This window comes from Frigoribacterium sp. CFBP 13729 (genome assembly GCF_014841875.1).
Lineage (GTDB): Bacteria > Actinomycetota > Actinomycetes > Actinomycetales > Microbacteriaceae > Frigoribacterium.
Map to the genome: position 1 here is coordinate 54,866 of NZ_JACYUR010000002.1, position 26,156 is coordinate 81,021.

The window sequence follows — 26,156 nt, forward strand, 5'->3', positions numbered from 1 at the left end:
TGCGCGCCGACAAGGAGACTCTCCCCATGCACGACAACACCGCCCTCGTCGAGGCCCGCATCGACCGCTTCGTCCTCGACCGGATCACGCCGAACATCTACCGCCGCGCCGCGCCGCTCACCGTCGAGGCGTGGGAGGTGCCGGACGAGCCCGTGCCGTTCGCCGAGGCCGTCCGTCAGCAGTTCGTGCCCTTCGCCCCCGGCACGCCGTGGAGCCGGCCGTGGGGCACCACCTGGTTCCGGGTGACGGGCGTGGTGCCCGAGGGCTGGGGCGCCGACCCGGCCACGGCGCTCGAGGCCGTCGTCGACCTGGGCTTCAGCACTCGTCAGCCCGGCTTCCAGGCCGAGGGGCTCGTCTGGCGTCGCGACGGGACGCTCGTGAAGGCCATCGAGCCGTACAACGGCTACGTGCCGCTGGCCCTGGTAGGCGGCTCGGCCTCGCCGGGGGCGCCGATCGAGTTCTTCGTGGAGGCGGCGTCGAACCCCGACGTCGGCGGCAACTTCTTCTACCTCGAGACGCCCATGGGCGACAAGGCGACCGCGGGGACGGCACCGATCTACACGCTCCGGACCCTCGACCTCGCCGAGAGGGACACCGTGGTGTGGGAGCTCGACCGCGACATCTGGACGCTGCTCGGCCTGATGCGGACCCTCGACCCCGGCACCCCACGGCGACACGAGATCCTGCGCGCGCTCGAGCGGGCGTGCGAGGTCGTCGACCACGACGACGTCGCCGGGTCCGCAGTACTCGGGCGCGAGGCGCTCGCGGGCGTGCTCGCATCGCCGGCCGCCGCCAGCGCCCACCGCGTCGTCGCGACCGGCCACGCGCACATCGACTCGGCCTGGCTCTGGCCCGTCCGCGAGACTCAGCGCAAGGTGGCGCGCACCTTCTCGAACGTCGTCGCCCTGATGGACGAGGACCCGGACTTCGTCTTCGCCGCCTCGAGCGCCCAGCAGTACGCGTGGGTGAAGGAGCGCTACCCCGACCTCTTCGCCCGCATGAAGGAGAAGATCGCCGAGGGCCGGTTCGTGCCGGTCGGCGGGATGTGGGTCGAGTCCGACACGAACATGCCGGGAGGCGAGGCACTGGCCCGTCAGTTCGTGGCCGGCCACGCCTTCTTCCGGCGCGAGTTCGGGATCGAGTGCGACGAGGTCTGGCTGCCCGACTCGTTCGGCTACACGGGCGCCATGCCGCAGATCGCCCGCGCGGCCGGTGCCCACTCGTTCTTCACGCAGAAGGAGTCGTGGAACGAGACCAACCGGATGCCGCACCACACGTTCCTGTGGGAGGGCATCGACGGGAGCCGGGTCTTCACGCACTTCCCGCCGGTCGACACCTACAACTCCGACCTCTCGGCGGTCGAGCTGGCACACGCCGAGCGCGAGTACAGCGAGAAGGGCGTCTCCAACGTCTCGATCGTGCCGTTCGGCTGGGGCGACGGCGGCGGCGGGCCGACCCGCGAGATGATGGCAGCCGCGAGGCGGGCCGCCGATCTCGAGGGCTCGCCGCGCGTGACCGTCGGCACCCCCGCCTCCTTCTTCGCGCAGGCCCGTGACGAGATGCCCGACCCGGCGGTCTGGTCGGGCGAGATGTACCTCGAGTTCCACCGGGGCACGTACACCTCGCAGGCCCGCACGAAGCAGGGCAACCGCCGCAGCGAGCACCTGCTGCGCGAGGCCGAGCTGTGGTGCGCGACCGCGGCCGTCCGGGGTCTGCTCGACTACCCGCACGACGAGCTCGACGAGCTCTGGCAGACCGTCCTGCTGCTGCAGTTCCACGACATCCTCCCCGGCTCGTCCATCGCCTGGGTGCATCAGGACGCCGAGCGGAACTACGCCCGGGTCGCCGAGCAGCTCGGTGCGTTGACGGCCAGGGCGCAGGAGGTGCTGGCCGGGCAGGGCGACGTGGCCGTCGCCTTCAACGCCGGCCCGGTCCCGCACCGCGGGGTGGGCGCGTCGTCCGCGGCGGTCGTCGACAGCAGCGGCGGCGGCGCCGCTGCCGGCTCGACGGCGACCGGCGTGGTGCTCGACGCGGACGGCGACGGCTGGGTGCTCTCGAACGGGCTCGTCAGGGCGGTCTTCGACTCCGACGGCCTCGTCTCGTCGCTCGTCGACTCGACGTCCGGGCGTGATCTCGTCGCTCCCGGCGCGAGGCTCGGACTGCTGCAGATATTCCGGGACACCCCGAACCAGTGGGACGCGTGGGACATCGACGCCGTCTACGCCAACGCCCGCACCGACCTCGTCGACGCCGTGTCGGTCGAGGTCGACGGGGTGTCGCTCGCGGTGACGCGGACGACCGGCACGTCGACGATCGTGCAGCGCTGGGCCCTCGAGGAGGGCGAGGCGGAGCTGCAGCTGGTGACCGAGGTCGACTGGCACGAGAGGCAGAAGCTGCTGAAGCTGGCGTTCCCGCTCGACGTGCACGCCGACCGCGCGGCGTCCGAGGTCCAGTTCGGGCACGTGCAGCGCCCGACGCACTCCAACACTTCGTGGGACTTCGCCCGCTTCGAGACGGTCGCCCACCGGTGGGTGCACGTGGCCGAGCCGGGCTTCGGGGTGGCCGTCGCGAACGACTCGACGTACGGGCACGACATCACGCGCTCGACCCGGGACGACGGCGGCACCACCACGCTCGTGCGGCAGTCGCTGCTGAGGGCGCCGGTGTTCCCCGACCCGCACGCCGACCAGGGCCGCCACGTGCTGCGGTCGACCGTGCGCGTCGCGCCCGACGTGGTCGACGCGCTGTCGGCCGGCTACCGGCTGAACCTGCCGCTGCGCACGGTCGCCGGGAGCGGCGCCCCGGTCGCCCCGCTCGTGTCGTCGTCGTCGCCGGCGGTCGTGGTGGAGGCGGTCAAGCTCGCCGAGGACCGCTCGGGCGACCTCGTCGTCCGGCTCTACGAGGCGAGGGGGTCGAGGGCCGCGTCGACGATCGAGGTCGACACGTCGGCCGGGCTCGGCGCAGCCTGGAGGACGGACCTGCACGAGCGTGAGCTCGGGGTGGACGGAGCCGACGTCCCCGGCGCCGCGCGCTGGGCCGCGGGGGAGTCCGTCGAGCTGACGCTGCGCCCGTTCGAGATCGTCACCCTGCGCTTCGCGCGCCACGGCTGAGGCCCGGCCGGCCGGCCGGCCGGCCGGNGGCCCGGGCAGCACTTCCTGCCGGTTCACGGCGGAGCAGAGGAGGAAGGGGAGAGGGAGAAGGAAAGAGGAGGGGTCAGCTGAGGGTGGCGGCGGGGACAGGGTCGGCCTGCGCACCCGCCATGGCGGCCCCGACGGCGGCGGCGGGCAGGCCGGCGGGCAGCAGCACGAGCCGCGAGGCGAGGTCGAGCGACGCGATGAACGAGGAGGCGGCGGCCTGGTGGGCGAGTGCCTCGCGCACCGGCGCCATCAGCTCGTCGCCGAGCGCGCTCATCCCGCCGCCGACGACGATCGTCTGCACGTCGACCGTCAGGGCCAGCAGCCGGACGGCCTGCGCGACGCCGTCGACCAGGGTGCGCCGGGCCTGCACGGCCAGGTGGTCGCCGTCGGCCGCCGCGTCGAGGAGGGCGCGTGCCGGGTGCAGGGCGGTGGTCGGCCAGAGCCGGGCCGCTGCCGACCCCGAGGCCACGGTCTCGAGGCAGCCGCGCTGTCCGCACGCGCACCAGGCGCCGGCCGGGTCGACGGGGACGTGGCCGATCTCGCCCGCGGCGCCGAGCGCGCCGCGGCGGACCTGGCCGTCGAGGACCAGCCCGGCGGCGAGGCCGGTGCCGAGGTTCAGGTAGGCGATCGAGCCCTGCAGGGACATCGCGTGCCACGCGCCGAGCGCTGCGGCGTTGACGTCGTTCTCGACCCGGACGGGCACGCCGAGGCGGCGGGCCAGCTCGTCGCCGAGCGCCGTGTCGACGAGGCCGAGGTTGACCGCGTGGCCGACCCTGCCGGTGGTGGCGTCGACGACGCCGGGCACGCCGACGCCGACCGACGCGAGGCGGTCGAGCGGCACGCCGGTGAGCGCCGCGAGGCGCTGCGCGGCCTCGACCGCGTTGTCGATCACCTCGTCGGTGCCGAAGCCCGAGGCGAGCCGGACACGGTGCACCGGTCGGGGTGACCGGGCGCCGTCGTCGGCGACGGCCACGGCGTCGATCTTCGTCCCGCCGATGTCGAGGCCGAGCCTCACGGGCACGCCCTCGACGCAGTGGCGTGATCGCCGCGAGGAGTCTCGCCGGCGCCCCGGAGGGGCGTCACGACGATGCCGGGGAAGGCGGGGACGGGCCTGCTCATGGGTGTTAGTAAAGCTTACTAACCGAACGGCAGCAAGCACGCGGTGCCCGAGATCTCGGGCTCGTTTCGGGTATTGACCAGCCGTGTTTCCTGCTCGTAAACTCACCGCACCAGCCTTGACAACGTGTTTGTAAGGCATTTTTACTAAACGGCAACGCTGCCGGGCCCGTCTCGCACCACGAGACGGCGCACGCCTCTCGAGGCCCCGGTCGGCGACGCCCGAGACGAGAGGAGGCGACCGTGCCCCGAGCAGCCGCCCCCCGTGCCGCCACGCACACCGCCGCTCCCGTCGCCGCCGGTGCAGAGCGCGCCTCCGCCTCCTCGACCCTGCGGGTCACCGCCAAGTCGCTGCCGCAGCACACCCGGGCCCGCAACCGCTCGCTCGTGCTGCAGACCCTCTGGCACCAGGGCTCGATGAGCCGCGCCGACCTCGCCCGCGAGAGCGGGCTCACCCGGCCGACCGTCTCGGGCATCGTGCAGGAGCTGGCCGACGAGGGGGTCGTGGCCGAGCTCGGGCTGCGCGGCGACTCCCGGGTCGGCAAGCCCGCGACGCTCGTCGGCATCCGGCCCGACTCGTTCCACATCCTCGCGCTCGACCTCTCGTCGGCGGAGCGGTTCTCCGGCGCCGTCGTCGACGTCCGCGGCGAGGTCGTCGGCCGGGCCAGCGTCGACATCGACGGGGCGACGGGCGAGGCGGCCGTGGCGCTGGCCGAGCGCCTCGTCGACGAGCTGTCCGCGCTGACGACCACGCGCCTCCTCGGCGTCGGGGTGGGCACGCCCGGCATCGTCGACCACCAGGGCGTCGTGCGCACGGCGGTGCACCTGGGCTGGTGGGACCTCCCGCTCGCGGCCCGGCTGAGCGCCCGCACGGGCGTGCCGGTGCACGTCGGCAACGACGCGAACCTGGCCGCCCTCGGGGTGCACACCTTCGGCGACCCCGAGCGCGACCCGTCCCGCAGCCTGATGGTCATCACCATCGAGCACGGCGTCGGCGTGGGCCTCATCGTCGGGGGAGCGCTCGTCGAGGGCGACCGCTTCTCGGCGGGCGAGATCGGGCACGTCACCGTCGACGAGGCCGGCGACGTGTGCGCCTGCGGCCGCCGCGGCTGCCTCGAGGTGTCGCTCGCGGCGCCGGGGCTGTCGGCCCGCCTCCTCGCCGTCGACCCCGGCTCGCGCGGCGCCGTGCTGCACGCCGCGGGGCGCGACCTCGGCTTCGTGCTCGCCCCCGTCGTGAGCGCCCTGGGGCTCGACGAGGTCGTGCTCTCCGGGCCCCGTGAACTGCTCGACGGCGTCCTGCTGCGCGCGGCGGTCGAGACCGTCAGGGCCCGCACGCTCGCGGCCGTCGGCCAGGGGCTCGTCCTCCGCTACGCGGGCGACGACCGCGACCTGGCCGTGCTCGGTGCCGCCTCCCTCGTGCTCTCGGCCGAGCTGGGCGTCTCGTGAGGGCGCCCGGACGGACGCCGCGAGGTCCCTGCCACGACGGCCCCTCCCCAGGCGCCCCCGGCGCCCGATCCACCACAGACCGCACCACCCGCACCAGCACCGCACGCACCTGCTCGACCACCATCACTCCCAGCAGCACCCCGCGGCACCGCCGCCCCGTCCACGAGGAGACACAATGCGAATGACACGTCACACAGCGGTCGCGGCCCTCGGCCTCACGGCCGCCCTTGCCCTGACCGCCTGCTCGAGCGCGGGCACGGCAGGAGGCGGCAGCAGCGACGGGCCGCAGACCGTGCCCACCACGAAGGGCGACGGCGAGACGCTGACCGTCTGGGTCATGACGGGCGACTACACCGACGAGACGATCAAGGCGATCAACGACGAGTTCACCGAGCAGACCGGCGCGGAGGTGGACGTCCAGACCCAGCAGTGGGACGGCATCACCACCAAGATCAGCACCGCGCTCGCGACGTCCACCCCGCCCGACGTGCTCGACCTCGGCAACACCCAGGTCGCGAGCTACGCCGAGAACGGCGCCCTGCTCGACCTCACCGACTACGCGGACGACATCGCCCAGGGCCAGGAGTGGCTCACGGGCCTCGAGGAGCCCGCCACGGTCGACGGCTCGCTCTACGGCGTCCCCGGCTTCGCGGGCGCCCGCGCCGTCATCTACAACAAGGACATGTGGGCGGCCGCCGGCATCACCGAGGAGCCCACCACCTACGAGCAGCTCACGGCCGACCTCGACACGCTGGCGGCGGCGAACCCGGCGAGCGACTTCTCGCCCTTCTACATGCCCGGTGCCTACTGGTACGCCGGCATGCAGTTCGTCTGGGACGCCGGCGGGGAGATCGCGACGCAGGGCGACGACGGCACCTGGTCGGCCGGCCTGTCGTCCGACGAGGCGCAGCAGGGCCTCGAGGACTTCAAGGAGTTCCAGAACACCTACTCGACGGGCGCCTCGCAGACGCTCGACACCGACGTGCCGAACCAGGACCAGATCTTCGCCGACGGCAAGGCCGGCGCCATGCTCGGCACCAACGGCAAGATCGACCTGATCAAGGAGGCGAACCCCGCCCTGACGGACGACAGCTTCGGCACCTTCCCGTTCCCGGGCAAGTCCGGCGAGTCGCAGCCCGTCATGCTCGGCGGCTCCGACTGGGGCATCGCGGCCAAGAGCGCGAACTCCGACCTCGCGCTGCAGTGGGTCAAGATCGCGGCCAGCCCCGAGATCCAGAGCGACTGGGTCTACGGCAACGACGGCTGGATCCCCAACAGCACCGACGGCATCGAGGCGGCGCAGAGCACGCTCGGCGACATCGACGAGGGCTTCTTCTCGGCGGCGCTGAACTCGAAGGCCACCCCGGCCAGCGGCAACTGGGCCGCGCTCGAGGGCGACCTGAGCATCAACGACCTGTTCAGCAGCGTCGCCTCGGCCAGCAAGTCGCCCGAGGCCGCCGCCGAGTCGTTCGACAGCACGACGGACGACGCCCTGAACAAGTAGTCCCACCAGCGAGCGGCTCCTCACCGCAGGGCCGGGCGACGCACGAGCTGGACGTGCGCCGCCCGGCCGGCACCACCCCGCTCGACCAGCTCCGCCGCTCGACCCGATCACCGCTCGACCCGATCTCTGAGTCCCGACCCAGGAAGCAGCCATGGCCGTCACCACAGCGCCGCCCCTCCCGCCCCGCCAGCACGCCCCCGAGGGCTCGGCCCCGCGGCCCAGGAAGAAGCGCCAGCTCGCCCCGCTCTGGCTGCTGAGCCCGGCCGGCATCGTCCTGCTCGTCGTGATGGTCGCGCCGATCGTGTTCCTGGTCTTCACCTCGTTCACGAACTACGACCAGCGCAGCCTGTTCACCGGCGCCTACGAGTCGGTCGGCCTGCAGCAGTACGTCACGCTGTTCACCGACAGCGACTTCTGGTGGTCGCTGCTCCGCACCGTCCTCTTCACCGTCGCGATGGTCGCCGGCAGCGTCGTCGTCGGCATGGGCGTCTCGCACCTGCTGACGCGGATCCACACGAGCATGCGGTACGTCGTCACCGTCGTGCTGATCTTCGCGTGGGCGATGCCGAACGTCGCCTCCTCGCTGGTCTGGAACTGGCTGTTCCAGCCGGGCTACGGCGTCGTCAACTGGATGCTCACGCAGCTGCGGGTCTTCGGCGACATGACCGACACGCAGTGGTCGAACGATCCCCTGTTGTCGTACACGTCGATCTGGATGCTGATCGTCTGGCAGGCGGTGCCCTTCATCGCGTTGACCCTCTACGCGGCCGAGACGCAGGTCTCGCCCGAGTACAAGGAGGCGGCCCGTCTCGACGGTGCCGGCGAGTGGCGCGTCTACCGCGACGTCACCCTGCAGTTCCTCAAGCCGACCCTGCTGCTCGTGACGATCCTCTCGATCATCTGGGACTACAACGTCTTCAACCAGATCTGGCTCGTCTCGCAGGGCGGCCCCGACGACGCGACGTCGACCCTCGGCGTCTTCATGTACAAGACGGCGTTCGTCGGCTTCGAGATCGGACAGGGTGCCGCCATCTCGGTCGTCACGACCCTGCTGCTGCTCGGCCTCACCGCGTTCTACATCCGCAACCTCATCCGCTCGGGAGAAGACCTGTGACCACGACAGTCCCCACCGGAGTCGGCGCCTCGGCGACCGACGGCCCCTCCGAGACCGCGGCGGCCGCCGACTCGGCCGTCCCCGCCTCCGCCGGCCCCGCCGCCGGCTCGTCCGACGGCACCGCAGGAGGTGCGTCGCCCGTCCGCCGGTCGCGCCGCCGCAAGAAGCCCCGCTGGTTCAGCAACTCGCTCGCGGTCATCTTCAGCGCGGTGTGGGTCTTCCCCGTCTACTGGATGGTCAACACGGCCTTCAAGCCGCGGTCGGAGTCGATGACGTCGACCCCGCTGTTCCTGCCACAGCACCCGACGCTCGACAACTTCGTCGTCGCGATCACGCAGAGCGGGTTCCTCGTGAACCTGCGCAACAGCGCGGTGGTGGTGATCGCGACGGTGCTGCTCGCGATCATCCTCGGCTTCTTCGCCGCCGCGGCGCTCTCGCGGTTCCGCTTCCGCGGGCGACGCACGATCATGATCGTCATCCTCGCGGTGCAGATGCTGCCGACGACGGCGCTGCTCATCCCGCTCTTCCTGATCTTCAACAGCATCGGGCTGCTCGGCACCTACGCGGGCCTCGTGCTGGCGTACATCGCGACGGTGCTGCCGTTCTCCATCTGGGTGATGCGCGGGTTCTTCGTGGCCATCCCGATGGAGATCGAGGAGGCGGCCCAGCTCGACGGGGCGAACACCTGGCAGGTGCTGACGCGCATCCTGTTCCCGCTCGTGGCGCCGGGCGTCATCGCGACGAGCATCTTCGCCTTCATCGCGGCCTGGAACGACTACATCATCGCCTACACGTTCATGAAGGACCAGTCGATGTACACGCTGCCGGTCTGGCTCGCGTCGTTCGTCTCGCAGAACACCGGCACCGACTCCGGCGGGCAGATGGCGGCCAGCGTGATGTTCTCGCTGCCGGTCGTCGTCTTCTTCGTCATCATCCAACGCAACCTGGTGTCGGGCATGTCCGCCGGCGCCGTGAAGGGCTAGAACCGTGACCGACCCCCTGCTGCTGCCCCGTGTCGACCAGCTGACCACCGCCTCCGGCGCGTACCTGCTCGACTCCGCCACCCGCGTCTCGGCGCCCGACGAGCTCGCCGGCACGGTCGCCTGGCTGCAGTCCGTGCTGCGGCCCGCGACCGGGCTGCCCCTGCGCGAGGGGGACGGCGACGGCGCCGGCATCTCGCTCGACCTCGACCCCGCGCTCGACGACGAGGGCTACCGGGTCGAGGTGCGCCCGGCCGGCGTCCGCATCACGGGCGGCTCTGCCGCCGGCGTCTTCTACGGCGCCCAGGTGCTGCGGCAGCTGCTGCCCCCCGAGGTGTTCCGTCGCTCGCTCGTCGAGGGCGTCGAGTGGTCGGTGCCCGCCGTCGACGTCGCCGACTCGCCCCGGTTCGGCTGGCGCGGCATGCACCTCGACGTGGCGCGGCACTTCATGCCGACGCACGACGTGATGCGCCTGGTCGACCTCATGGCGATGCACCGCCTCAACACCCTGCACTGGCACCTCACCGAGGACCAGGGCTGGCGAGTGGAGATCGTGAAGTACCCCCTGCTGACGACGGTGGGCGCGTGGCGCGAGTCGTCGCAGGTGGGCGCCGGGCCCGACGCCACGCAGGACGGCCGCCCGCACGGCGGCTTCTACACGCAGGCCGACATCCGCGAGGTCGTCGCGTACGCCGCCGCGCGGCACGTGACCGTCGTGCCCGAGATCGACGTGCCCGGCCACTCGATGGCCGCGATCACCGCCTACCCGCACCTCGGGGTCGGCGCGGTCCAGGTCGGCGGGCTTCCCGTGCCCGAGCCGCGGCAGATCGCGGTCGGCACCGAGTGGGGCATCTTCGAGGACGTCCTCAACACCGAGCAGTCGACCGTCGACTTCTACAAGGACGTCCTCACCGAGGTGATGGACCTGTTCCCCGGCACCTGGATCGGCGTCGGCGGCGACGAGTGCCCGAAGGCCCAGTGGGAGGCGGACCCCCGCACCCAGGAGCTGATGCGCGAGCGCGGCCTCGCCGACGAGGAGCAGCTGCAGGCCTGGTTCATCGGCCAGCTCGACGAGCACGTGACGGCCGCGGGCCGCCGCACCTTCGGCTGGGACGAGATCTTGGAGGGACACAGCCTCGGGGGACAAAGCCGTGGCGGTCACGACCAGGGCGGCGCCCGACCCATGTCGCCCGGCGCGACCGTCGCCTCCTGGCGGGGCATGACCGGCGCGGTGACCGCCGCCCGGCTGGGCTACGACGTCGTCGCCTGCCCCGACGACCAGGTGTACCTCGACTACCGGCAGTCCGACTCGCCCGACGAGCCGATCCCCGTCTCGATCGTGCTCGGCCTCGAGGACGTCTACGCGTTCGAGCCCGTCCCGGCCGAGCTGACCGTCGAGGAGGCGCGGCACGTGCTGGGCGGCCAGGCGAACGTCTGGACCGAGCACATGGACTCGCCCCGCACCGTGGACTTCCTCGTGTTCCCTCGCCTCTGCGCGGTGGCGGACGTGCTCTGGTCGGACGCGCCGCGGGACTTCGCGGGCTTCTCCGCACGGCTCGACCACCACCTCCTGCGCCTCGAGGCGGCGGGGGTCGAGTACCACCGGGCGTCGGGCCCGCTGCCGTGGCAGACGCGTCCGGGCGTTCCCGGTCGCCCGGCCTCGCGCGAGGACCGCGCCGCGTACATCGCGGGCATCACCGCGAACATCGCCTGAGCGGGCTGTCACCGTTCCCGAGTGAGGAGAGTCCCGTGTCGACGCTGGTGCTGGTCGGGGCGACGGTCCACGACGGTCGAGGAGGCGCGGCGCAGGTCGCCGACGTCGTCGTGCGCGACGGGGTGGTCGCGGCCGTGGGCCCCGGAGCTGCGGCGTCCGTCGTCGAGGCGGGCCGCGCGGGCCGGGTGGTCGACGCCCGCGGGCTCGAGGTGCTGCCCGGGTTCGTCGACGTGCACGCGCACGACGACGCGGCGCTCTTCCGCCCGGGCGGCATCGCCCCGAAGACGGAGCAGGGCGTGACGACGACGATCGTCGGCAACTGCGGCCAGGGCGTCGCGCCGTCCCCGGCCGATCCGGCCGACCGCTCGCTCGAGCAGTACTCCCCGCCGGTGCTCGGCCCGTTCCCCGCCCGGCGCTGGGCGATCTTCGGAGACTACGTGGACACGCTCGCCCACGAGCCGCTGGGCATCCACGCCCGGGCGCTCGTGCCGCACGCCCCGGTGCGAGCCTCCGTGCTCGGCATGGCGCGGCGGCCTGCCGACGCCGGCGAGACCTCGCGCATCGCGGGGGCGGTCGGCGACGCCCTCGACGCCGGTGCGCTCGGCGTCTCGCTGGGCCTGATGTACGCGCCCGGCGACGCCGCCGACCGGCCGGAGCTGCTCGCGATCGCCCGCGAGGTCGCGGCCAGGGACGGGCTGCTCGTCGCCCACGTCCGCAACGAGGCCGACGGGCTTCGCGCCTCCGTCGACGAGCTCGCCTCGCTCGGCCTCGAGTCGGGCGCTCGCGTTCACGTCAGCCACCTCAAGGTGACCGGACCGCGGAACGTCGGCGGGATGGGCGCGATCGTCGACCACCTGGACGCCCTGCGCGCCGACGGGCTCGACGTCAGCGCCGACGTCTATCCCTACGACGCCGGGAGCACGACGGTGGCGTCGCTGTTCCCTCCCTCGACGGCCGACCGCGGCGTCGACAGCCTGCTCGAGGCGCTCGGCGACCCGACGACCCGCGCCGCGGTGCTCGCCGGGCTCGTGCAGCCCTGGCCGGGCACGGCGCTCGAGAACCAGTGGGCGGCGATCGGGCCTGCGCGCATCCTGCTCGCCGGCTTCGCGCGCCCGGAGAACGCCGGGCTCGAGGGGCGCAGCGTCGCCGACATCGCCGCCGAGCTCGGCGGCGACCCGCGCGAGGTGCTCGCCGACCTCGTCCTCGCCGAGCGGGGCGCGCTGACCGTTATCGTGTTCCACACCGACCTCGAGGGGATGCGCACCGCCCTCGCCTGGCCGCACACGCTCGTCGGCTCGGACGGGCTGCCGCGCGAGTCGGGCACCGTGCACCCTCGGCTGCACGGCACCTTCGCCCGGCTGCTCGACGTGTACGGCGGCACCGGGCCCTCGGCGGTGCTGACCCGCGAGGAGGCGGTGCACCGGATGAGCGTGGCCGCGCACCGCCGCTTCCGGACCGTCGCCTCCTCGACGCCCGTGGGGGTCGTCCCCGGGGCGGCGGCCGACCTGCAGCTCGTCGACCCGGTCGCGTACGCTGACCGGGCGACGTACGCGGAGCCGCGGCGCCCACCGTCGGGGGTGCGCGGCGTGTGGGTCGCGGGGGAGCTCGTCGCGGGCGAGCTCGCAGGGCTCGCCTGAGGCTCACGGCCGCGACACTGCCCGGGGGTGTTCGCTCGACCCCAGCTCGCCGACACCCGACTCGACGCGCGCCGGACGACGAGGAGACGCCATGAAGCTGCTGTTGCTGGGAGCCACCGGGGGAGTCGGGTCGCACCTGCTGCGCCAGGCGCTCGCCGCCGGCCACGACGTCACGGTGCTGGTGCGCGACGAGTCAGGCCTCGACGACGCCGCTCGTCACAAGCCGGACGGGGTGCGCGTCGTCGTCGGCGACGCCACCTCCGCGGACGACGTGGCCGAGGCGGTCGTGGGACAGGACGCCGTCCTGAACGCGGTCGGCTCCCGCCGCGTGCGGCACCCCGTCGAGGTCGAGGTGGGCGAGGCGCTGCTGCCCGCGATGCAGGCGTCGGGCGTCCGCCGGCTCGTCGTCTGCTCGGCGTTCGGCGTCGGCGACTCCGAGGGCGACGCCAGCGCGCTGCAGAAGATCTTCTTCCACACCGTGCTGGGCAAGGTCTACGAGGCGAAGGAGGCGGCCGACGCGCAGGTGCGCGCCAGCGGCCTCGACTGGACCCTCGTCTACCCCACCCGCCTCGTGGACGACCCCGCGACGGGAGACGTCGTGGCGTCGGAGCACCTCCCCGACGGCGCGTCGACGCAGGTGACGCGCGCCGACGTGGCCCGCTTCATGCTCGCGCAGCTCGGCGACGACACCTGGCTCCGCCGCACGGCGGTGCTCACCGGGGCGTAGGCGGCTGAGCCTGCGGAGACGCCTGTCGCTGCTGCTGCTGCCGGCGCCGCTGCCGCCGGCTCAGCCCAGGACGGCGAGCGCGTCGATCTCGACGAGCATCGCCTCGTTCGGCAGCTCGACGAAGATCGTCGTGCGGGTGGGGAAGACGCCGCTGGTGACGTTCGCCCGCACCCAGGTCTCGTAGGCCGCGTTCATCTCGGCGAAGTCGCTGCGCTGCGTGAGGAACACGCGCAGGGACAGGACGTCGTCGACGGTGCCGCCCGCCGCCTCCACGATCGCCTTGACGTTGTCGAGCGTGCGCAGGGTCTGGGCCGTCAGGTCGCCGCGGAACAGGTACTCGCCCGTGGCCGGGTCCTGCGGGCCCTGGCCGGAGACGGCGAGGAACCCGTTCTTCAGCACGCCCTGCGAGAAGATCGGCATGGGGGTGGGGGCTCCGGTGGTGATCACCTGGGTCTTGTCGCTCACAGGGGGTCTCTCTTCTGTGTCGGTGGTGGTGTCGTGGGGCTGTGGCATCCGCGTCGAGGAGGCGGTGGCTGTGGACGGCGCACGGTCGCGCCGTCGCCCCTGCAAAGCTATCGGGAGACCGCCCCGCTCCACGACGAGAGGACACCCCGTGCAGACGTCCAAGGCCACCTTCGCGAACGAGCGCCGGCCGCTGCCGCTGCTCCGTCTCCCCACGCCCCTCCTCACCGTCGACCTCGACGCCCTCGACCACAACGTCGACACGATGGCCGCGTGGTGCCGGGCGGCCGGCGTCGACCTGGCGCCGCACGGCAAGACCACCATGTCGCCCGACATCTGGCGGCGGCAGCTCGACGCGGGCGCGTGGGGCATCACGGTCGCGACGGCGTTCCAGGCGGCGGTGGCCCGCGAGTCCGACGTGCCGAACGTCGTGCTGGCCGGGACGACCTTCTCCGAGGAGGCGCTCGTCGCCCTCGCCGCCGACCCCGGGTCGACGCGCGTGCTGATGTGGGTCGACTCGGTGGCCGCCGTCCGGCTCGCCGACGAGGCGCTCGCGCGGGCGGCCGCCCGTGCCTCGGGCCCCCCCGACGCCGCCGAGACCGCTGCCGCCGCCGAGGTGCCGCCCCTCGCCGTGCTCGTCGAGATCGGCTCGTCCGTCGGCCGGACCGGGGCCCGCACGGTCGCCGAGGCGCTCGCCGTGGTCGACGCCGTCGTCGCGGCGCCGCACCTCGTGCTCGCCGGCGTCACCGGCTACGAGGGCGCCCTCACCCACGACGTCGACCCCGCGGGCATCGAGATGATCGACGACTACCTGCGCACGGTGCTCGAGCTGCTCGACGCGATCGACCCGGAGGTGTTCGAGCCCTGGCTGGCGGGCGGCGGCGACGTCGTCGTGAGCGCGGGCGGCAGCGTCTACTTCGAGCGCGTCGTCGCGGTGCTCGCCGGGCAGCACGACCCGGACGGCGCACGAGGGCCCCGGACGCGCGTGGTGCTCCGCTCGGGCTCGTACGTCGCGCACGACCACGATCTCTACCGCCGCCTCACTCCCTTCGCCCGTGACACGACCCCGGAGATCGAGGGCGTCACGGGCCGCGAGTCGTTCCTGCCCGCCCTCGAGCTCTGGGCGACCGTCATCTCCAGGCCCGAGCCCGGCCTCGCCCTGCTCAACGTGGGGAGACGCGACACGGCCGACGACGAGGGGCTTCCCCTTCCCCTCGACGCCTGGCGGCCGACCGCAGGAGGCGGCGCGGACGACACGTCGGCGACGCGCCTCCACGGAGTGCTCGAGGGTGCCGTGGTGACCGCCCTGAACGACCAGCACGCGTTCCTCCGGCTGGGCGCCTCCTCGGGGCTGGCCGTCGGCGACCTGGTGCGCCTCGGCGTCTCGCACCCCTGCACGACGCTGTCCCAGTGGCGCGAGCTCTCGCTCGTGCGCGGCGGCACGGCCGTGCGCGAGCAGCCGCCCGTCGTCGAGGGCACCTGGCTGACGCGCTTCTGAGCACTGCCGAGGCAGAGCCCCCGAGACCGGGCGAGTTCGTCGTGAGCGGGCGGTGACGACGGCCCGCCCGCGACGGACCCGCCCGGAGTCCTCACAGGCCGACCCCGTCAGACCGGGCGGGTTCGTCGTGAGCGGGCGGTGACGACGGCCCGCCCACGACGAACCCGCCCGCCGTCCTGGCAGGCCGACCGCGTGCGGGCGGGTGCGCTCGCGGCCGGGCAGCCGGGCAGCCGGTCAGCCCGCGGTGAGCCGGTCGTAGAGGGCGTCGACCTCGGGGTCGACCACGCGGCGCGACGCGTCGGCGTCGTGCCACGCGACGATCTGGCGCGCGCCCTCGGCGAAGGGCACGCGCGGCTCCCAGCCGACGGCGACCTCGCGCACCTTCGACGAGTCGAACAGGGCGGGGTGGCTGCGGTCGCCGCGCAGGTCGGCGTCCCACTCGGGCGCCGCTGAGACCAGGTCGTGGGTCGTGCGGTGGACGACGTGCAGCGACCCTCCGGCCGCGTCCGAGAGGCAGCGCGCGATCTGGTTCCAGGTGAGCAGCTCGGACGACATGATGTTGAACGCCTCGCCCGACGCCTCGGGGGCGCCGAGCAGCGGGACGAACGCCCGCGCGAAGTCGTCCGCGTGGGTCATCGCCCACATCGAGGTGCCGTCGCCGTGCAGCACGACGGGGGCTCCGCGACGCATCCGGTCGACGACGGTCCAGCCGCCGAGCAGGGGCACGTGGGTGCGGTCGTAGGTGTGCGACGGGCGCACGACCGTCGCACGGGCCCGGCCCGCGAGGTGCTCGTCGCGCAGCAGGCGCTCGCAGGCGATCTTGTCGCGGGCGTACGGCGACCACGGGTTGAAGAGCGGGGTCGACTCCGAGATCGGCAGCGCGGCGGGCGGCTTCTGGTACGTGGAGGCGGATCCGATGAACACGTACTGGTCGGCGTGCGGCACCACGGCACGCAGCACCGAGCGCAGCTCGTCGGGCGTGAAGGTCAGGAAGTCGGCCACGGAGTCGAACCGACGTCCTGCCAGGGCCGTGACCAGCGCCTCCTCGTCGCGGACGTCGGCGACGATCGACTCGACCTCGTCGGGGAGGGGGCGGCTGGCGGTGCTGCCGCGGTTGAGCACCGAGACGGACCAGCCGACGCGCACCGCCTCGCGCACGCACGCGGCGCTGATCTGGCCGGTGCCGCCGACCACGAGGAGGGACTTCTGCGTCATGGCTCCACTGTGCACGCTCACGGTCGGGGCGGGCCAGGCCCGCCGGGCCGGGTCGCCCGGGTGCGTCAGGGGGTGCGCGGCGCGGGCGTCCGCGTGAGCACTGCGGCGTCGAGCGCCGCCCGCACGGCCCGGACGAGGGAGGCGTCGGTCACGGCGTACGAGTCCGTCGCGCCCGCGGACCCCAACGAGACGGGCGACGGGCCGTTCCCGTCCCCTGGCGCTGCGGTCGCGGCGGTCGTCGACGCCGACAGGTGCACCGCGGCGACGCCTGCGGCCACCAGCGCCGCGACGTCGTCGAGCCGGACGCCGCCGCCCGCCATGACCTCGACGCCGCCGGCCGCAGCGACCATGTCGGGCAGCGCACCCGAGGCGAGCCCGTCGCGTGCCCGGGAGGCTCCTCCCGAGGTGAGCACCCGGTCGACTCCGAGCGCGGACAGTGCGGCGACCGCGTCGACCGGCGAGGCCGCCCGGTCGACGGCGCGGTGCACGGTCACGTCGAGGCGGCTGCCGCCGAGCTCGGCAGGACGGACGCCCGCCGCGTCGCGCGCAGCCGACACGAGCCGCGCGACGGCGTCGACGTCGAGGGAACCGTCGGCCCGCAGCGCGCCCACGACGACCCCGGCGACGCCGGCCGCGACGAGGGTGCGGACCTCGTGCTCCATCACGGCGAGGTCCGCGTCGTCGTAGACGAAGTCGCCGCCGCGCGCCCGCACGAGGGCGTGCACCGGCACGTCCGTCGCGACCACCGCCTCCGTGAGTCCCTGGGACGGCGTGACGCCCCCGATCTCGAGCGCGGTGCAGAGCTCGACCCGGTCGGCTCCCTCGGCCAGCGCGGTGCGGGCGCCGGCGAGCGACGTCACCGCGATCTCGAGCGCGACGCGCCTCGGGCCGGAGACGGCGGCGCCGGCAGCAGCGACGCCGCCGCCTGCAGCAGCGATGTCGGCGGCGGACGAGGAGGTGCGGGTGCGGTCGCTCATCCCCCGATCCTCCCAGAGGCGCCCGCCCCGCACTCCCCGGCGCCGCATGCCGCGCTCGGCATGGGCGGGCGAGCATCATGGGCACATGGTCCCCGTCGAAGCCTCCGCCGCCGAGAAGCCGTCCACCGCCGCGTTCCGCGCCGCCCGAGACTCGCTGTCGGCGCACGCCGGCGACCACGAGGCGGCCCGCGCGGCGTTCCGCTGGCCGGACGTCGGCGACTCGTTCAACTGGGCCCGCGACTGGTTCGACGTGATCGCGCGGGGCAACGACCGCGTCGCGCTCTGGATCGTCGACCAGGACGGCGTCGACCACCGGGTCACCTTCGACGAGATGCGCCGCCGCTCGGACCAGGTCGCCTCGTGGCTCGTCGAGCGCGGGGTCGAGAAGGGCGACCACGTCATGTTGATGCTCGGCAACCGCGTCGAGCTGTGGGAGGCGATGCTCGCGATCATGAAGATCGGTGCGGTCATCCTGCCCACCTCCGTCGTCCTCGCCCCGCACGACCTCGCCGACCGGGTCGAGCGGGGGCTCGTCCGGCACGTCGTGGCCGCGCTCGCCGACGCCCCGAAGTTCGACGAGATCGCCGAGGGCGTCGGGCGGATCGTGGTCGGCGGGGAACACCCGGGGTGGGCGTCGTTCGACGACTCGCGCGGCGCCTCCGAGACGGCGCCCGACGTGGCCACGGCGACGAGCGACCCGTGCCTCGTCTACTTCACGTCGGGCACGACGAGCAAGCCGAAGATGGTCGTGCACACGCACGCGTCGTACCCGGTCGGGCACCTCACGACCACGTACTGGATCGGCGTCCGGCCCGGCGACGTGCACCTCACGATCTCATCGCCCGGCTGGGGCAAGCACGCGTGGAGCCTGTTCTTCGCGCCGTGGACCGCCGAGGCGACCGTGTTCGTCCACGAGCAGGCGCGCTTCTCGGCCGCGGCCCTGCGCGAGCAGCTCGACCGGGCCGAGGTGACCTCGTTCTGCGCGCCGCCGACCGTCTGGCGCATGCTGATCCAGTCGTCGCTCGGCGAGCGCCCCGTCGCGCTGCGCGAGGCGCTCTCGGCGGGGGAGCCGCTCAACCCCGAGGTCATCTCGCGCGTGCAGCAGGCCTGGGGCCTCGACATCCGCGACGGCTACGGCCAGACCGAGACCACCGCGATCGTCGCCAACCCGCCCGGGTCGGTCGTCAGGGCGGGCTCCATGGGCCACCCGCTGCCCGGCGTCGAGGTCGTGCTCGTCGACCCGGCGACGGGCGTCGTGGGCGACGCCGGCGAGGTCTGCCTCGACCTGCGGGTGCGCCCGGTCAACCTGATGGCGGGCTACCTCGGCGACGAGGCGCGTACGGCCGCGGCGCAGCGCGACGGCCTGTTCCACACCGGCGACGTCGCCACCCGCGACGCCGACGGCATGATCACCTTCGTCGGGCGCACCGACGACGTCTTCAAGTCGTCCGACTACAAGGTGTCGCCGTTCGAGGTGGAGAGCGTGCTCATCGAGCACCCTGCCGTCGCGGAGTCGGCCGTCGTGCCGGCTCCCGACGACGTGCGCCTCGCGATCGTCAAGGCGTACGTCACGCTCGCGGCCGGCTGGGAGGCGTCGGCCGACACCGCCCGCGCCGTGCTCGCCCACGCCCGCACCGGCCTGCCGGCGTACGAGCGGGTGCGTCGCCTCGAGTTCGTCGACGAGCTGCCGAAGACCATCTCGGGCAAGATCCGCCGGGTCGAGCTGCGGGAGCGCGAGGAGGCGGCGGCCCGGTCGGGCGAGCGCCTCGCCGCGGAGTGGCGCGACGCCGACTTCCCCGACCTGCGGGGCTGACGCCGCGCCTCCTGCGACCAGGGTCAGTGCTCGAAGCGCTGCCAGGCCGGCTTGTTCGCGTACGTGTAGCGGTAGTAGTCGGCGAGGGTGAGCAGCGCCGCCGCCTCCTCGTCGACGACGATCGTCGCGTGCTGGTGCAGCTGCAGCGCGCTGCCCGGGCACATCGCCGAGAGCGGGCCCTCGACCATGCCCGCGACGGCCGAGGCCTTCGACGAGCCGACCGCGACCAGCACGACCTCGTGCGCGTCGAGGATCGTGCCGAGGCCCTGCGTCATGCAGTGCGTGGGCACCTGCGACGGGTCGTCGAAGAAGCGCGCGTTGTCGGCACGGGTCTGCGGCGCGAGCGTCTTGATCCGGGTGCGCGACGCGAACGACGACGTCGGCTCGTTGAAGCCGATGTGCCCGTTCGCCCCGATGCCGAGGATCTGGATGTCGATCCCGCCCGCGGCCGCGATCGCCTCGTCGTACTCGACGGCCGCGGCCTCGATGTCGTCTGCGCGGCCGTCGGGCACCCGCACGCGGACCGGGTCCATGCCGAGCGGCTCGACGACGTCGCGGTGGATCACCGACGCGTAGCTCTCGGGGTGCTCGAGCGGGATGCCGACGTACTCGTCGAGGGCGAAGCCGGAGGCGCGCGAGAAGTCGAGCTCGCCCGCCTGCACCCGGGCCGCCAGCGACGCGTAGATGCCGGTGGGCGACGAGCCGGTCGCGAGGCCGAGCACGGCCTCGGGCTTGCGCTCGACGACCGACGCGATCTTCAGGGCGGCGACGCGGCCTGCCTCGGCGGCGTCGCGGACGATGACGATCTCCACGCGTCAGGCCTTCGTCGCCGCGTCGGCGGACTCGGCCGAGACGTCGTCGTCCTCGCGACCCGGCGTCTTGAGGTTCCACTTCTTGATCACGAAGCTGAAGACGACGTAGTAGATCACCGCGTAGCCGAGGCCGATCGGGATCAGCCAGATCGAGTTCTGCGAGATGTTGAAGTTGAGCACGTAGTCGATCAGGCCCGCCGAGAACGAGAACCCGGTGTGGATGTCGAGCGCGTTCACCAGCGCCATCGACGTGCCCGTGAGGACCGCGTGGACGATGTAGAGCGGCCAGGCCACGAACATGAACGAGAACTCGAGCGGCTCGGTGATGCCGGTCAGGAACGCGGTCAGCGCCGTCGACAGCATGATGCCGCCGATGAGCTTCTTCTTCTCGGGGCGGGCGTGGCGCCAGATCGCGAGGGCGGCGGCGGGCAGCGCGAACATGAAGATGGGGAAGAAGCCGGTCATGAAGACGCCCGCGGTCGGGTCGCCCTGGAAGAAGCGGGTCAGGTCACCGCGGTACACCGTGCCGTCGGCGCCGGTGAAGTCGCCGACGAGGAACCACACGACGTTGTTGAGGATGTGGTGCAGACCCGTGGGGATGAGCAGTCGGTTGACCACGCCGTAGACGCCGCCGCCGACCACGTCGTTCGCCGCGACCGCGGTGCCGATCCAGGTGAGCGCAGAGTTGAACAGCGGGTAGATGAACGACATGACGACGCCGACCACGAGTCCGGTGACGGCCGTGAGGATCGGCACGAGGCGCCGACCGGAGAAGAACCCGAGGAAGTCGGGCAGCTTCGTCCGGTAGAACCGCTGCCAGAGCATCGCCGACAGGAGCCCCATCACGATGCCTCCGAGCACCCCGTAGTTGATCACCGCGGGGTCGCCCGCCGGGGTCTCCTCCCCGGCGAGCACCAGCGGCGACATGGCCGTGAAGACCCCGTCGATGACCATGTAGCCGACGACCGCGGCGAGGGCCGTCGACCCGTCCGACTTCTTCGCCCAGCCGATCGCGATGCCGACCGCGAAGATCAGCGGCAGCCAGGTGAAGACCGCGTTGCCGGCGGCGCTGATGACCGAGCCGCCGGTCTCGAAGCCGGGGATCGCGCCGAGCAGGTCGGGCTGGCCGAGGCGCAGCAGCAGGCCGGCCGCGGGCAGCACGGCGATCGGCAGCATGAGGCTGCGGCCGAGGCGCTGCAGCACCGCGAAGGCGGCCGAGCCCTTCTTCGGCTTGGTGGCCGTCGTGTCGGTCGTGGTCATCAGGGGTCCTCTCGTCGGGGCGCAGAGTCGTGCGGCAGGGGCCGCGCCCGACGGATCGTCGGAGGCGGGGAGGGCCCTGGGGCAGGAGGTGCGGGTCGGCCGGTCCTGTCCGGTCATGACCAGTGAGTGGTAGTTTCCTCAGACCCGCCGGTGGTGTCAACTAGGAGGCGCGCTCGGTCCTCGGACGCACCGCTCGGACGCAGCCCGTCCGGACCCGCCGCGGGCTCGAGCCCCACGACGAAGGAGAACAGCTCATGTCGAAAGCACAGGCCATGATCGACGGACTCGGCGGCGCCGACAACATCGAGGAGATCGAGGGCTGCATCACGCGCCTCCGCACCGACGTCAAGGACGTCTCGCTCGTCGACGACGCCGCGCTCAAGGCCGCGGGCGCCACCGCGGTCGTCCACGCCGGCGGCAGCGTCCAGGTGATCGTCGGCACGATCGCCGACTCGCTCGCGGAGGACATCAACGACCTCCTGGAAGAGCTGTGACCGTCGCGCTCGCCCCCGTCACGGGCCGGGTCGTCTCGCTCGCGGACGTGCCCGACGCGGTGTTCGCCGGCCAGCTCGTAGGAGCGGGCGTCGCGATCGAGCCGAGCGCGCCTCCCGCGGGCGGTCGCCTCGTCGACGTCGTCTCGCCCGTCGACGGCGAGATCGTCACGCTGCACCCGCACGCCTTCGCGGTCGTGCACGAGTCGGGCACCGGCCTGCTCGTGCACGTCGGCATCGACACGGTGAAGCTCGGCGGCGAGGGCTTCGAGCTCGCCGTCGCCGAGGGCGCGACCGTCGCGGCGGGCGACGTCGTCGTGCGCTTCGACCCGGCGGTCGTCGCGGCCGCGGGCTACCCGGCGGTCTGCCCGGTCATCGTGCTCGACAGCGCACCCGACAGCGTGCCCCAGGGGTCGGTCGGCAGCGACCTCGAGGCGCGGTCGCCGCTCTTCGAGTTCTGAGCCGGCGCTGACCGGAGGCCTGAGGGCCCAGGCGCCCTGACCAGGTCACGTCCCAGGGCTCAGGCCTCCTGGGGCCCGTCGGCCGACGTCACCTGCATCGTGAGGCGGTACCGGTCGGACCGGTACCAGCTCTCGGACCGCTCGATCGGGTCGTCGCCCGAGAACGACACCCGCTCGAAGTGCAGCACGGGGGCGGCGTCGGGCGTCCCCAGCAGGGTCGCGATGTCGACGGGCGCCTCGCGGGCGGCGACCGTCTGGGTCGCCCGGGTCACCGGCTGGTCGTACTCGTCCGCCAGCAGGCGGTAGAGCGAGAGGCTGAGGTCGCGGTCGAGCAGCCCGGGCAGCCGGGCGGACGGGTACCAGGCGTCGTCGATGCTGACCGGCTCGCCGTCGGCGAGGCGCAGGCGCTTGACGTGCAGGGCCGGCTCGTCGGGGCCGAGCCCCAGGGCCGCCGCGGTCTCGGCTGTGGGGAGGCACTCGTCGCGCACGAGCACGACGGTGCTCGGGCGGTGGCCGAGCGACGTCATCTCGCTCGTGAACGAGTTGAGGCGCAGGGTCGACTGCACCGCGCGGTGCGCCACGAAGGTGCCCTTGCCGCGGACCCGCGTCAGCCACCCTTCGGCGACGAGCTGCCCGACGGCCTGCCGCACCGTGATGCGGCTGACCCCGTGGTCGACCATCAGCTGGCGCTCGCTCGGCACCGCGGCGCCGGCGGGCAGCTCGTCGGCCGCCAGGCGCTGCAGGATCGTGCGGAGCTGCTCGTGCTTCGGCACGGCCCCGTCGGTGATCCGCTGCCCCGTCGCCCGTGCCATGGCGTGCCCCCTCGGCTGTCGTCGTCGGGCCGGAGGCGGTGGTCCCGTCCGGTCATGACCTATCTGTGCGCCCCCAGACTACGCACCCCCGCACGGCCGGCGCTGGCCCGCGACCGGGGCGCGGCCCTGGTGCGACGGGCGCCCCTGGCCTACACTCGACGGGACCCGTGGAGCGAGGAGGACCGTGATCGACAGCCCCGGCCCCTTCGTGACGGCCCCGTGAGCGCTCCCGACCGCGCCCCGGTCGAGCCTGGTACTCCGCTGACCCGGCGTGAAGCGCTGGCACGGGAGCGCGCCGCGCTCGCCGGATCGTCGGCTGTTGCCGCTCCGTCCGATGCTGCCTCGTCGGCTCCGGTCACCGCTACATCTACTCCCGTCCCGTCTCCGGCCGTCGCGTCTCCTGCAGCTGCGTCCACCGTTGCGCCGGCAGCTGCGCCGGCCTCGGTCTCGCGTCGTGCCGTCGTGCCCGTTCGCCCTCGCCGGGTGCCTGCCTCGACCTCGCCGGCCCGCGCCTCCTCGTCGTCCCGGACGCCGCCGGCACCGCCCGTCGCCCGCGCGACCATGTCGAAGGCCGCCCGTCGGCTGCGGGCCGCCGCGGTGCCCGCCGTCGCGTTCCTCGCGAGCGGGCTGTTCTTCTCGTCCAACGTCACGCCGGCGACCGCGAGCGACCTCGGCGGATCGGTCGTGCAGACCTCGGCCGCGGCCCCCGTCCCCGGCCAGACGCTCGCCGCCTCGCTCGTGGTGCTCACCGTCTCGGAGCGCGACGCGTTCGTCGTCAAGGACGCCCCGCCTCCGCCGCCCCCGCCCCCGGTCGTCGCGCCGACGCCCGAGAAGGGCACCTCGAACGCGAAGTCGACCCGCACCGGCGGAGTCGCGGCCGGCGGCGGCACGATCGTCAACTCGGGCACCGGCGACATCCGGTGGCCCTTCCCCGGCACCGTCGTGCTCAGCTCGGGCTTCGGGCCCCGTGCCGCGCCCTGCGCCGCCTGCTCGAGCATGCACATGGGCCTCGACATGACCCCGGGAGGCGGCACTCCCATCGGCGCCGTCGCCGCGGGCACGGTCCGCACGTCGGGCCTGCACGCGCAGTTCGGCCAGTACGCGGTCATCGACCACGTGATCGACGGCCAGAAGGTCAGCACCCTGTACGCGCACATGATCGTCGGGTCGAGCCCGCTGGTCGTGGGCCAGCAGGTCGCCGTGGGCGAGCTCGTCGGGCTCGTCGGCCGCAGCGGCGTGGCCACGGGCGAGCACCTGCACTTCGAGGTGCTGATCGGCGGCTCGACCCAGGTCGACCCGCGCGCCTGGCTCGACGCCAACGCCGGCCGCACGCTCTAGCCGCCGCCCGTCTCGTCGCCGCCGCTCTAGCTGCCGACGCGGCTCAGCGACCGTCCGTCAGCTCCCGGCCCGCGGCCCACACACGGGACACGTGCCAGTCGTCGGTCCACGAGACGGCGTCGGCGACGTATCCGGGCGCCAGCAGGCCGATCCGGTCGCCCTCGCCGAGCGACTTCGCGGGGACCGTCGTCAGCGCCTCGACGGCGCACACGGGCGACTGCTCGGCGCGCGTCAGGGCCAGGCGGAGGGCCGCGTCCTGCGTCAGGGTCGAGCCGGCGATCGTGTCGGTGCCGGCGAGCACCGCGACGCCGTCGCTCACGGTGACGGCGAGCTCGCCGAGCAGGTAGTCGCCGTCGGCCGAGCCCGCGGCGGACATCGCGTCGGTGATCAGGGCGACGCGGCCGGGGGCGGAGGCGAACACCATGCGGACGACCTCCGGGTGCACGTGGACGCCGTCGAGGATCAGCTCGATCGTGACGCGGTCGTCGCTGACGGCCGCGACGACGGGGCCGGGCTCGCGGTGGCCGATGCCCGCGATCGCGTTGAACGCGTGGGTCATCATGGTCGCGCCACGGTCGAACGCGGCCACCGCGAGGTCGTGGTCGGCGTCGGTGTGCCCGACGGCGACGACGGCGCCGGCGGCGACGATGCGCTCGACGGCGTCGAGCCCGCCCGGCAGCTCGGGGGCGAGCGTGACCTGCCGCACCACGCCGGGCACGGCCCCGAGCAGGGCGTCGACGTTCTCGGGTGAGGGCACGGCGAGGTGCTGCTCGGCGTGCGCGCCCTTGCGGTGCGGCGCGAGGAACGGACCCTCGAGGTGCGCGCCGAGCACGAGCGGGTCGCGACGTCGGAGCTCGGCGATCGTCTCGAGCGAGCCCCGGAGGCGGTCGATCGGGTTCGCGACCAGGCTCACCAGCGAGCGGGTCGTCCCGTGCGCGCGGTGCAGGGCCAGGCCGCGCTCGATCTCGTCGGCGCCTCCGTCGTGGCTGGCGCCGCCTCCTCCGTGGGTGTGCAGGTCGACGAGGCCCGGGGTGAGGCGGGCGCCGTCGAGGTCGACCACGACGTCGGCGACCGGCAGCGCGCCTCCTAGTCCGTCTCGGCCGTCGCGGTGCCGCCCCGGGGCCTCGAGCGGGAAGGCCTGCTCGGCCGTGCTGCCGGTCGCGACGATGAGGTCGCCGTCGACGAGCATCCAGAAGCCCGGGGTCTCACCCGTGGCCTCGACCGCGTGGGCGTTCGTGAAGAGGGTGGTGCTCATGCGCGGTCCTCCCGGCGGGCGGCGACGACGCCGGTGACGGCGGCGACGAGGGCGAAGACGACCGCGACGACCGGGTGACCGAGCTGGGCCCAGGCGATCGCGGCCGCGCCCATCACGGCGATCTCGACGAGGCTGCGGCCGACCCGGTCGGTGGGCACCACGGCACGGGGCGAGCGGAACAGGGCCCAGACGACGACGGCGAAGCCCGGGGCGCCGAGCATGAAGGCGAGGGCGGGCCACGGCCACGCCCAGGCCAGGTAGCCCCACAGCGCGAGCGAGAACAGGGCGAAGAGCTCGACGGCGAAGCGGAGCAGGTCGAAGGGGGCGGGGCGGCGAGCCGCGGGCGGACGGTGGTCGGCTGTCGCGGCGTCGGTCGGGGTCACGGTG

At 73.5% G+C, this 26,156-nt stretch carries 22 protein-coding genes; 13 read left to right on the forward strand and 9 right to left on the reverse strand.

Features of this window, described 5'->3' with window-relative positions; genetic code table 11:
* The first annotated feature begins 26 nt into the window (after nt 1–26).
* Nucleotides 27–3,110 carry a glycoside hydrolase family 38 C-terminal domain-containing protein gene (locus IFT77_RS06675; RefSeq protein ID WP_192169568.1) on the forward strand — a complete coding sequence of 1,028 codons (3,084 nt, stop codon included), beginning with the start codon at nt 27–29 and terminating at the stop codon, nt 3,108–3,110.
* Nucleotides 3,111–3,213: 103 nt separating this feature from the next.
* Here IFT77_RS06675 and IFT77_RS06680 read toward each other — a convergent pair whose 3' ends face one another.
* On the reverse strand, nt 3,214–4,152 hold the full coding sequence (locus tag IFT77_RS06680) for an ROK family protein (protein WP_371740968.1): 939 nt from the start codon (nt 4,150–4,152) through the stop codon (nt 3,214–3,216).
* A gap of 344 nt (nt 4,153–4,496) precedes the next feature.
* Here IFT77_RS06680 and IFT77_RS06685 point away from each other — a divergent pair, with 344 nt between their 5' ends.
* The 7 genes from IFT77_RS06685 to IFT77_RS06715 all read left to right on the forward strand — a co-directional run bounded on the left by IFT77_RS06685 (nt 4,497) and on the right by IFT77_RS06715 (nt 13,375).
* Nucleotides 4,497–5,699: an ROK family protein gene (locus IFT77_RS06685; protein ID WP_192169570.1), complete on the forward strand. Its 1,203-nt coding sequence runs from the start codon at nt 4,497–4,499 to the stop codon at nt 5,697–5,699.
* A 181-nt stretch (nt 5,700–5,880) separates the two neighbouring features.
* Nucleotides 5,881–7,203: an extracellular solute-binding protein gene (locus IFT77_RS06690; RefSeq protein WP_197980632.1), complete on the forward strand. Its 1,323-nt coding sequence runs from the start codon at nt 5,881–5,883 to the stop codon at nt 7,201–7,203.
* A 151-nt stretch (nt 7,204–7,354) separates the two neighbouring features.
* Nucleotides 7,355–8,317 carry a carbohydrate ABC transporter permease gene (locus IFT77_RS06695; protein ID WP_192040789.1) on the forward strand — a complete coding sequence of 321 codons (963 nt, stop codon included), beginning with the start codon at nt 7,355–7,357 and terminating at the stop codon, nt 8,315–8,317.
* Complete coding sequence (locus tag IFT77_RS06700) at nt 8,314–9,300, forward strand: carbohydrate ABC transporter permease (RefSeq protein ID WP_197980633.1); 987 nt, start codon at nt 8,314–8,316, stop codon at nt 9,298–9,300. Before IFT77_RS06695 ends, IFT77_RS06700 begins: the two co-directional genes overlap by 4 nt.
* 4 nt (nt 9,301–9,304) lie before the next feature.
* On the forward strand, nt 9,305–11,011 hold the full coding sequence (locus tag IFT77_RS06705; protein WP_192169571.1) for a beta-N-acetylhexosaminidase: 1,707 nt from the start codon (nt 9,305–9,307) through the stop codon (nt 11,009–11,011).
* 35 nt (nt 11,012–11,046) lie between these two features.
* Nucleotides 11,047–12,648, forward strand: coding sequence for an amidohydrolase family protein (locus IFT77_RS06710; protein ID WP_192169572.1), 1,602 nt, complete (start codon nt 11,047–11,049; stop codon nt 12,646–12,648).
* Nucleotides 12,649–12,739: 91 nt separating this feature from the next.
* Nucleotides 12,740–13,375: an NAD(P)-dependent oxidoreductase gene (locus tag IFT77_RS06715; protein ID WP_192169573.1), complete on the forward strand. Its 636-nt coding sequence runs from the start codon at nt 12,740–12,742 to the stop codon at nt 13,373–13,375.
* A 60-nt stretch (nt 13,376–13,435) separates the two neighbouring features.
* Here the strand turns inward: IFT77_RS06715 and IFT77_RS06720 are convergent, their stop codons facing one another.
* Nucleotides 13,436–13,840 carry a Rid family hydrolase gene (locus IFT77_RS06720; protein WP_192169574.1) on the reverse strand — a complete coding sequence of 135 codons (405 nt, stop codon included), beginning with the start codon at nt 13,838–13,840 and terminating at the stop codon, nt 13,436–13,438.
* 148 nt (nt 13,841–13,988) lie between these two features.
* On the opposite strand from IFT77_RS06720, the gene IFT77_RS06725 reads away from it, so the two are divergent.
* A complete protein-coding gene (locus IFT77_RS06725; RefSeq protein ID WP_192169575.1) occupies nt 13,989–15,335 on the forward strand; it encodes an alanine racemase in 1,347 nt (448 codons plus the stop codon).
* Between the two features lie 234 nt (nt 15,336–15,569).
* Here IFT77_RS06725 and IFT77_RS06730 read toward each other — a convergent pair whose 3' ends face one another.
* Nucleotides 15,570–16,550, reverse strand: a complete 981-nt coding sequence (locus tag IFT77_RS06730; RefSeq protein WP_192169576.1) for an NAD-dependent epimerase/dehydratase family protein — start codon at nt 16,548–16,550, stop codon at nt 15,570–15,572.
* A gap of 65 nt (nt 16,551–16,615) precedes the next feature.
* A complete protein-coding gene (locus IFT77_RS06735; protein ID WP_192169577.1) occupies nt 16,616–17,527 on the reverse strand; it encodes a copper homeostasis protein CutC in 912 nt (303 codons plus the stop codon).
* Between the two features lie 85 nt (nt 17,528–17,612).
* Between IFT77_RS06735 and IFT77_RS06740 the strand changes: the two genes are divergently transcribed.
* Nucleotides 17,613–19,340 (forward strand): AMP-binding protein, encoded by a 1,728-nt coding sequence (locus IFT77_RS06740; RefSeq protein WP_192169578.1) that lies wholly within the window; start codon nt 17,613–17,615, stop codon nt 19,338–19,340.
* Nucleotides 19,341–19,363: 23 nt separating this feature from the next.
* On the opposite strand, the gene nagB is transcribed toward IFT77_RS06740, so the two are convergent.
* Both nagB and IFT77_RS06750 read right to left on the reverse strand, forming a co-directional pair.
* Nucleotides 19,364–20,152 carry a glucosamine-6-phosphate deaminase gene (nagB, locus tag IFT77_RS06745; protein WP_192169579.1) on the reverse strand — a complete coding sequence of 263 codons (789 nt, stop codon included), beginning with the start codon at nt 20,150–20,152 and terminating at the stop codon, nt 19,364–19,366.
* 3 nt (nt 20,153–20,155) lie between these two features.
* Nucleotides 20,156–21,412 (reverse strand): PTS transporter subunit EIIC, encoded by a 1,257-nt coding sequence (locus IFT77_RS06750; protein WP_123547782.1) that lies wholly within the window; start codon nt 21,410–21,412, stop codon nt 20,156–20,158.
* Between the two features lie 254 nt (nt 21,413–21,666).
* On the opposite strand from IFT77_RS06750, the gene IFT77_RS06755 reads away from it, so the two are divergent.
* Entirely contained in the window at nt 21,667–21,906 is a 240-nt protein-coding gene (locus IFT77_RS06755) for a glucose PTS transporter subunit EIIB (protein ID WP_192169580.1), read from the forward strand.
* Nucleotides 21,903–22,364, forward strand: coding sequence for a glucose PTS transporter subunit IIA (locus tag IFT77_RS06760; protein ID WP_192169581.1), 462 nt, complete (start codon nt 21,903–21,905; stop codon nt 22,362–22,364). Before IFT77_RS06755 ends, IFT77_RS06760 begins: the two co-directional genes overlap by 4 nt.
* A 59-nt stretch (nt 22,365–22,423) precedes the next feature.
* Here the strand turns inward: IFT77_RS06760 and IFT77_RS06765 are convergent, their stop codons facing one another.
* Complete coding sequence (locus IFT77_RS06765) at nt 22,424–23,176, reverse strand: GntR family transcriptional regulator (protein ID WP_192040799.1); 753 nt, start codon at nt 23,174–23,176, stop codon at nt 22,424–22,426.
* 483 nt (nt 23,177–23,659) lie between these two features.
* Here IFT77_RS06765 and IFT77_RS17420 point away from each other — a divergent pair, with 483 nt between their 5' ends.
* Entirely contained in the window at nt 23,660–24,514 is an 855-nt protein-coding gene (locus tag IFT77_RS17420; protein WP_192040800.1) for a M23 family metallopeptidase, read from the forward strand.
* 43 nt (nt 24,515–24,557) lie between these two features.
* On the opposite strand, the gene IFT77_RS06775 is transcribed toward IFT77_RS17420, so the two are convergent.
* The gene (locus tag IFT77_RS06775) at nt 24,558–25,769 is read right to left on the reverse strand and encodes an N-acetylglucosamine-6-phosphate deacetylase (protein WP_244638588.1); all 1,212 of its coding nucleotides are present in this window, start codon (nt 25,767–25,769) and stop codon (nt 24,558–24,560) included.
* Nucleotides 25,766–26,152: a DUF2568 domain-containing protein gene (locus tag IFT77_RS06780; protein WP_192040801.1), complete on the reverse strand. Its 387-nt coding sequence runs from the start codon at nt 26,150–26,152 to the stop codon at nt 25,766–25,768. Before IFT77_RS06780 ends, IFT77_RS06775 begins: the two co-directional genes overlap by 4 nt.
* Nucleotides 26,153–26,156: the final 4 nt, after the last annotated feature.

Bases quoted from the DNA above. Each gene is read 5' to 3' on its own strand.
- IFT77_RS06715 (WP_192169573.1), top strand. From the start codon at position 12,740: ATGAAGCTGCTGTTGCTGGGAGCCACCGGGGGAGTCGGGTCGCACCTG.
- IFT77_RS06750 (WP_123547782.1), bottom strand. From the start codon at position 21,412: ATGACCACGACCGACACGACGGCCACCAAGCCGAAGAAGGGCTCGGCC.
- IFT77_RS06740 (WP_192169578.1), top strand. From the start codon at position 17,613: ATGGTCCCCGTCGAAGCCTCCGCCGCCGAGAAGCCGTCCACCGCCGCG.
- IFT77_RS06695 (WP_192040789.1), top strand. From the start codon at position 7,355: ATGGCCGTCACCACAGCGCCGCCCCTCCCGCCCCGCCAGCACGCCCCC.
- IFT77_RS06690 (WP_197980632.1), top strand. From the start codon at position 5,881: ATGACACGTCACACAGCGGTCGCGGCCCTCGGCCTCACGGCCGCCCTT.
- IFT77_RS06765 (WP_192040799.1), bottom strand. From the start codon at position 23,176: ATGGCACGGGCGACGGGGCAGCGGATCACCGACGGGGCCGTGCCGAAG.
- IFT77_RS06735 (WP_192169577.1), bottom strand. From the start codon at position 17,527: ATGAGCGACCGCACCCGCACCTCCTCGTCCGCCGCCGACATCGCTGCT.
- IFT77_RS06730 (WP_192169576.1), bottom strand. From the start codon at position 16,550: ATGACGCAGAAGTCCCTCCTCGTGGTCGGCGGCACCGGCCAGATCAGC.
- IFT77_RS06775 (WP_244638588.1), bottom strand. From the start codon at position 25,769: ATGAGCACCACCCTCTTCACGAACGCCCACGCGGTCGAGGCCACGGGT.
- IFT77_RS06755 (WP_192169580.1), top strand. From the start codon at position 21,667: ATGTCGAAAGCACAGGCCATGATCGACGGACTCGGCGGCGCCGACAAC.
- IFT77_RS06675 (WP_192169568.1), top strand. From the start codon at position 27: ATGCACGACAACACCGCCCTCGTCGAGGCCCGCATCGACCGCTTCGTC.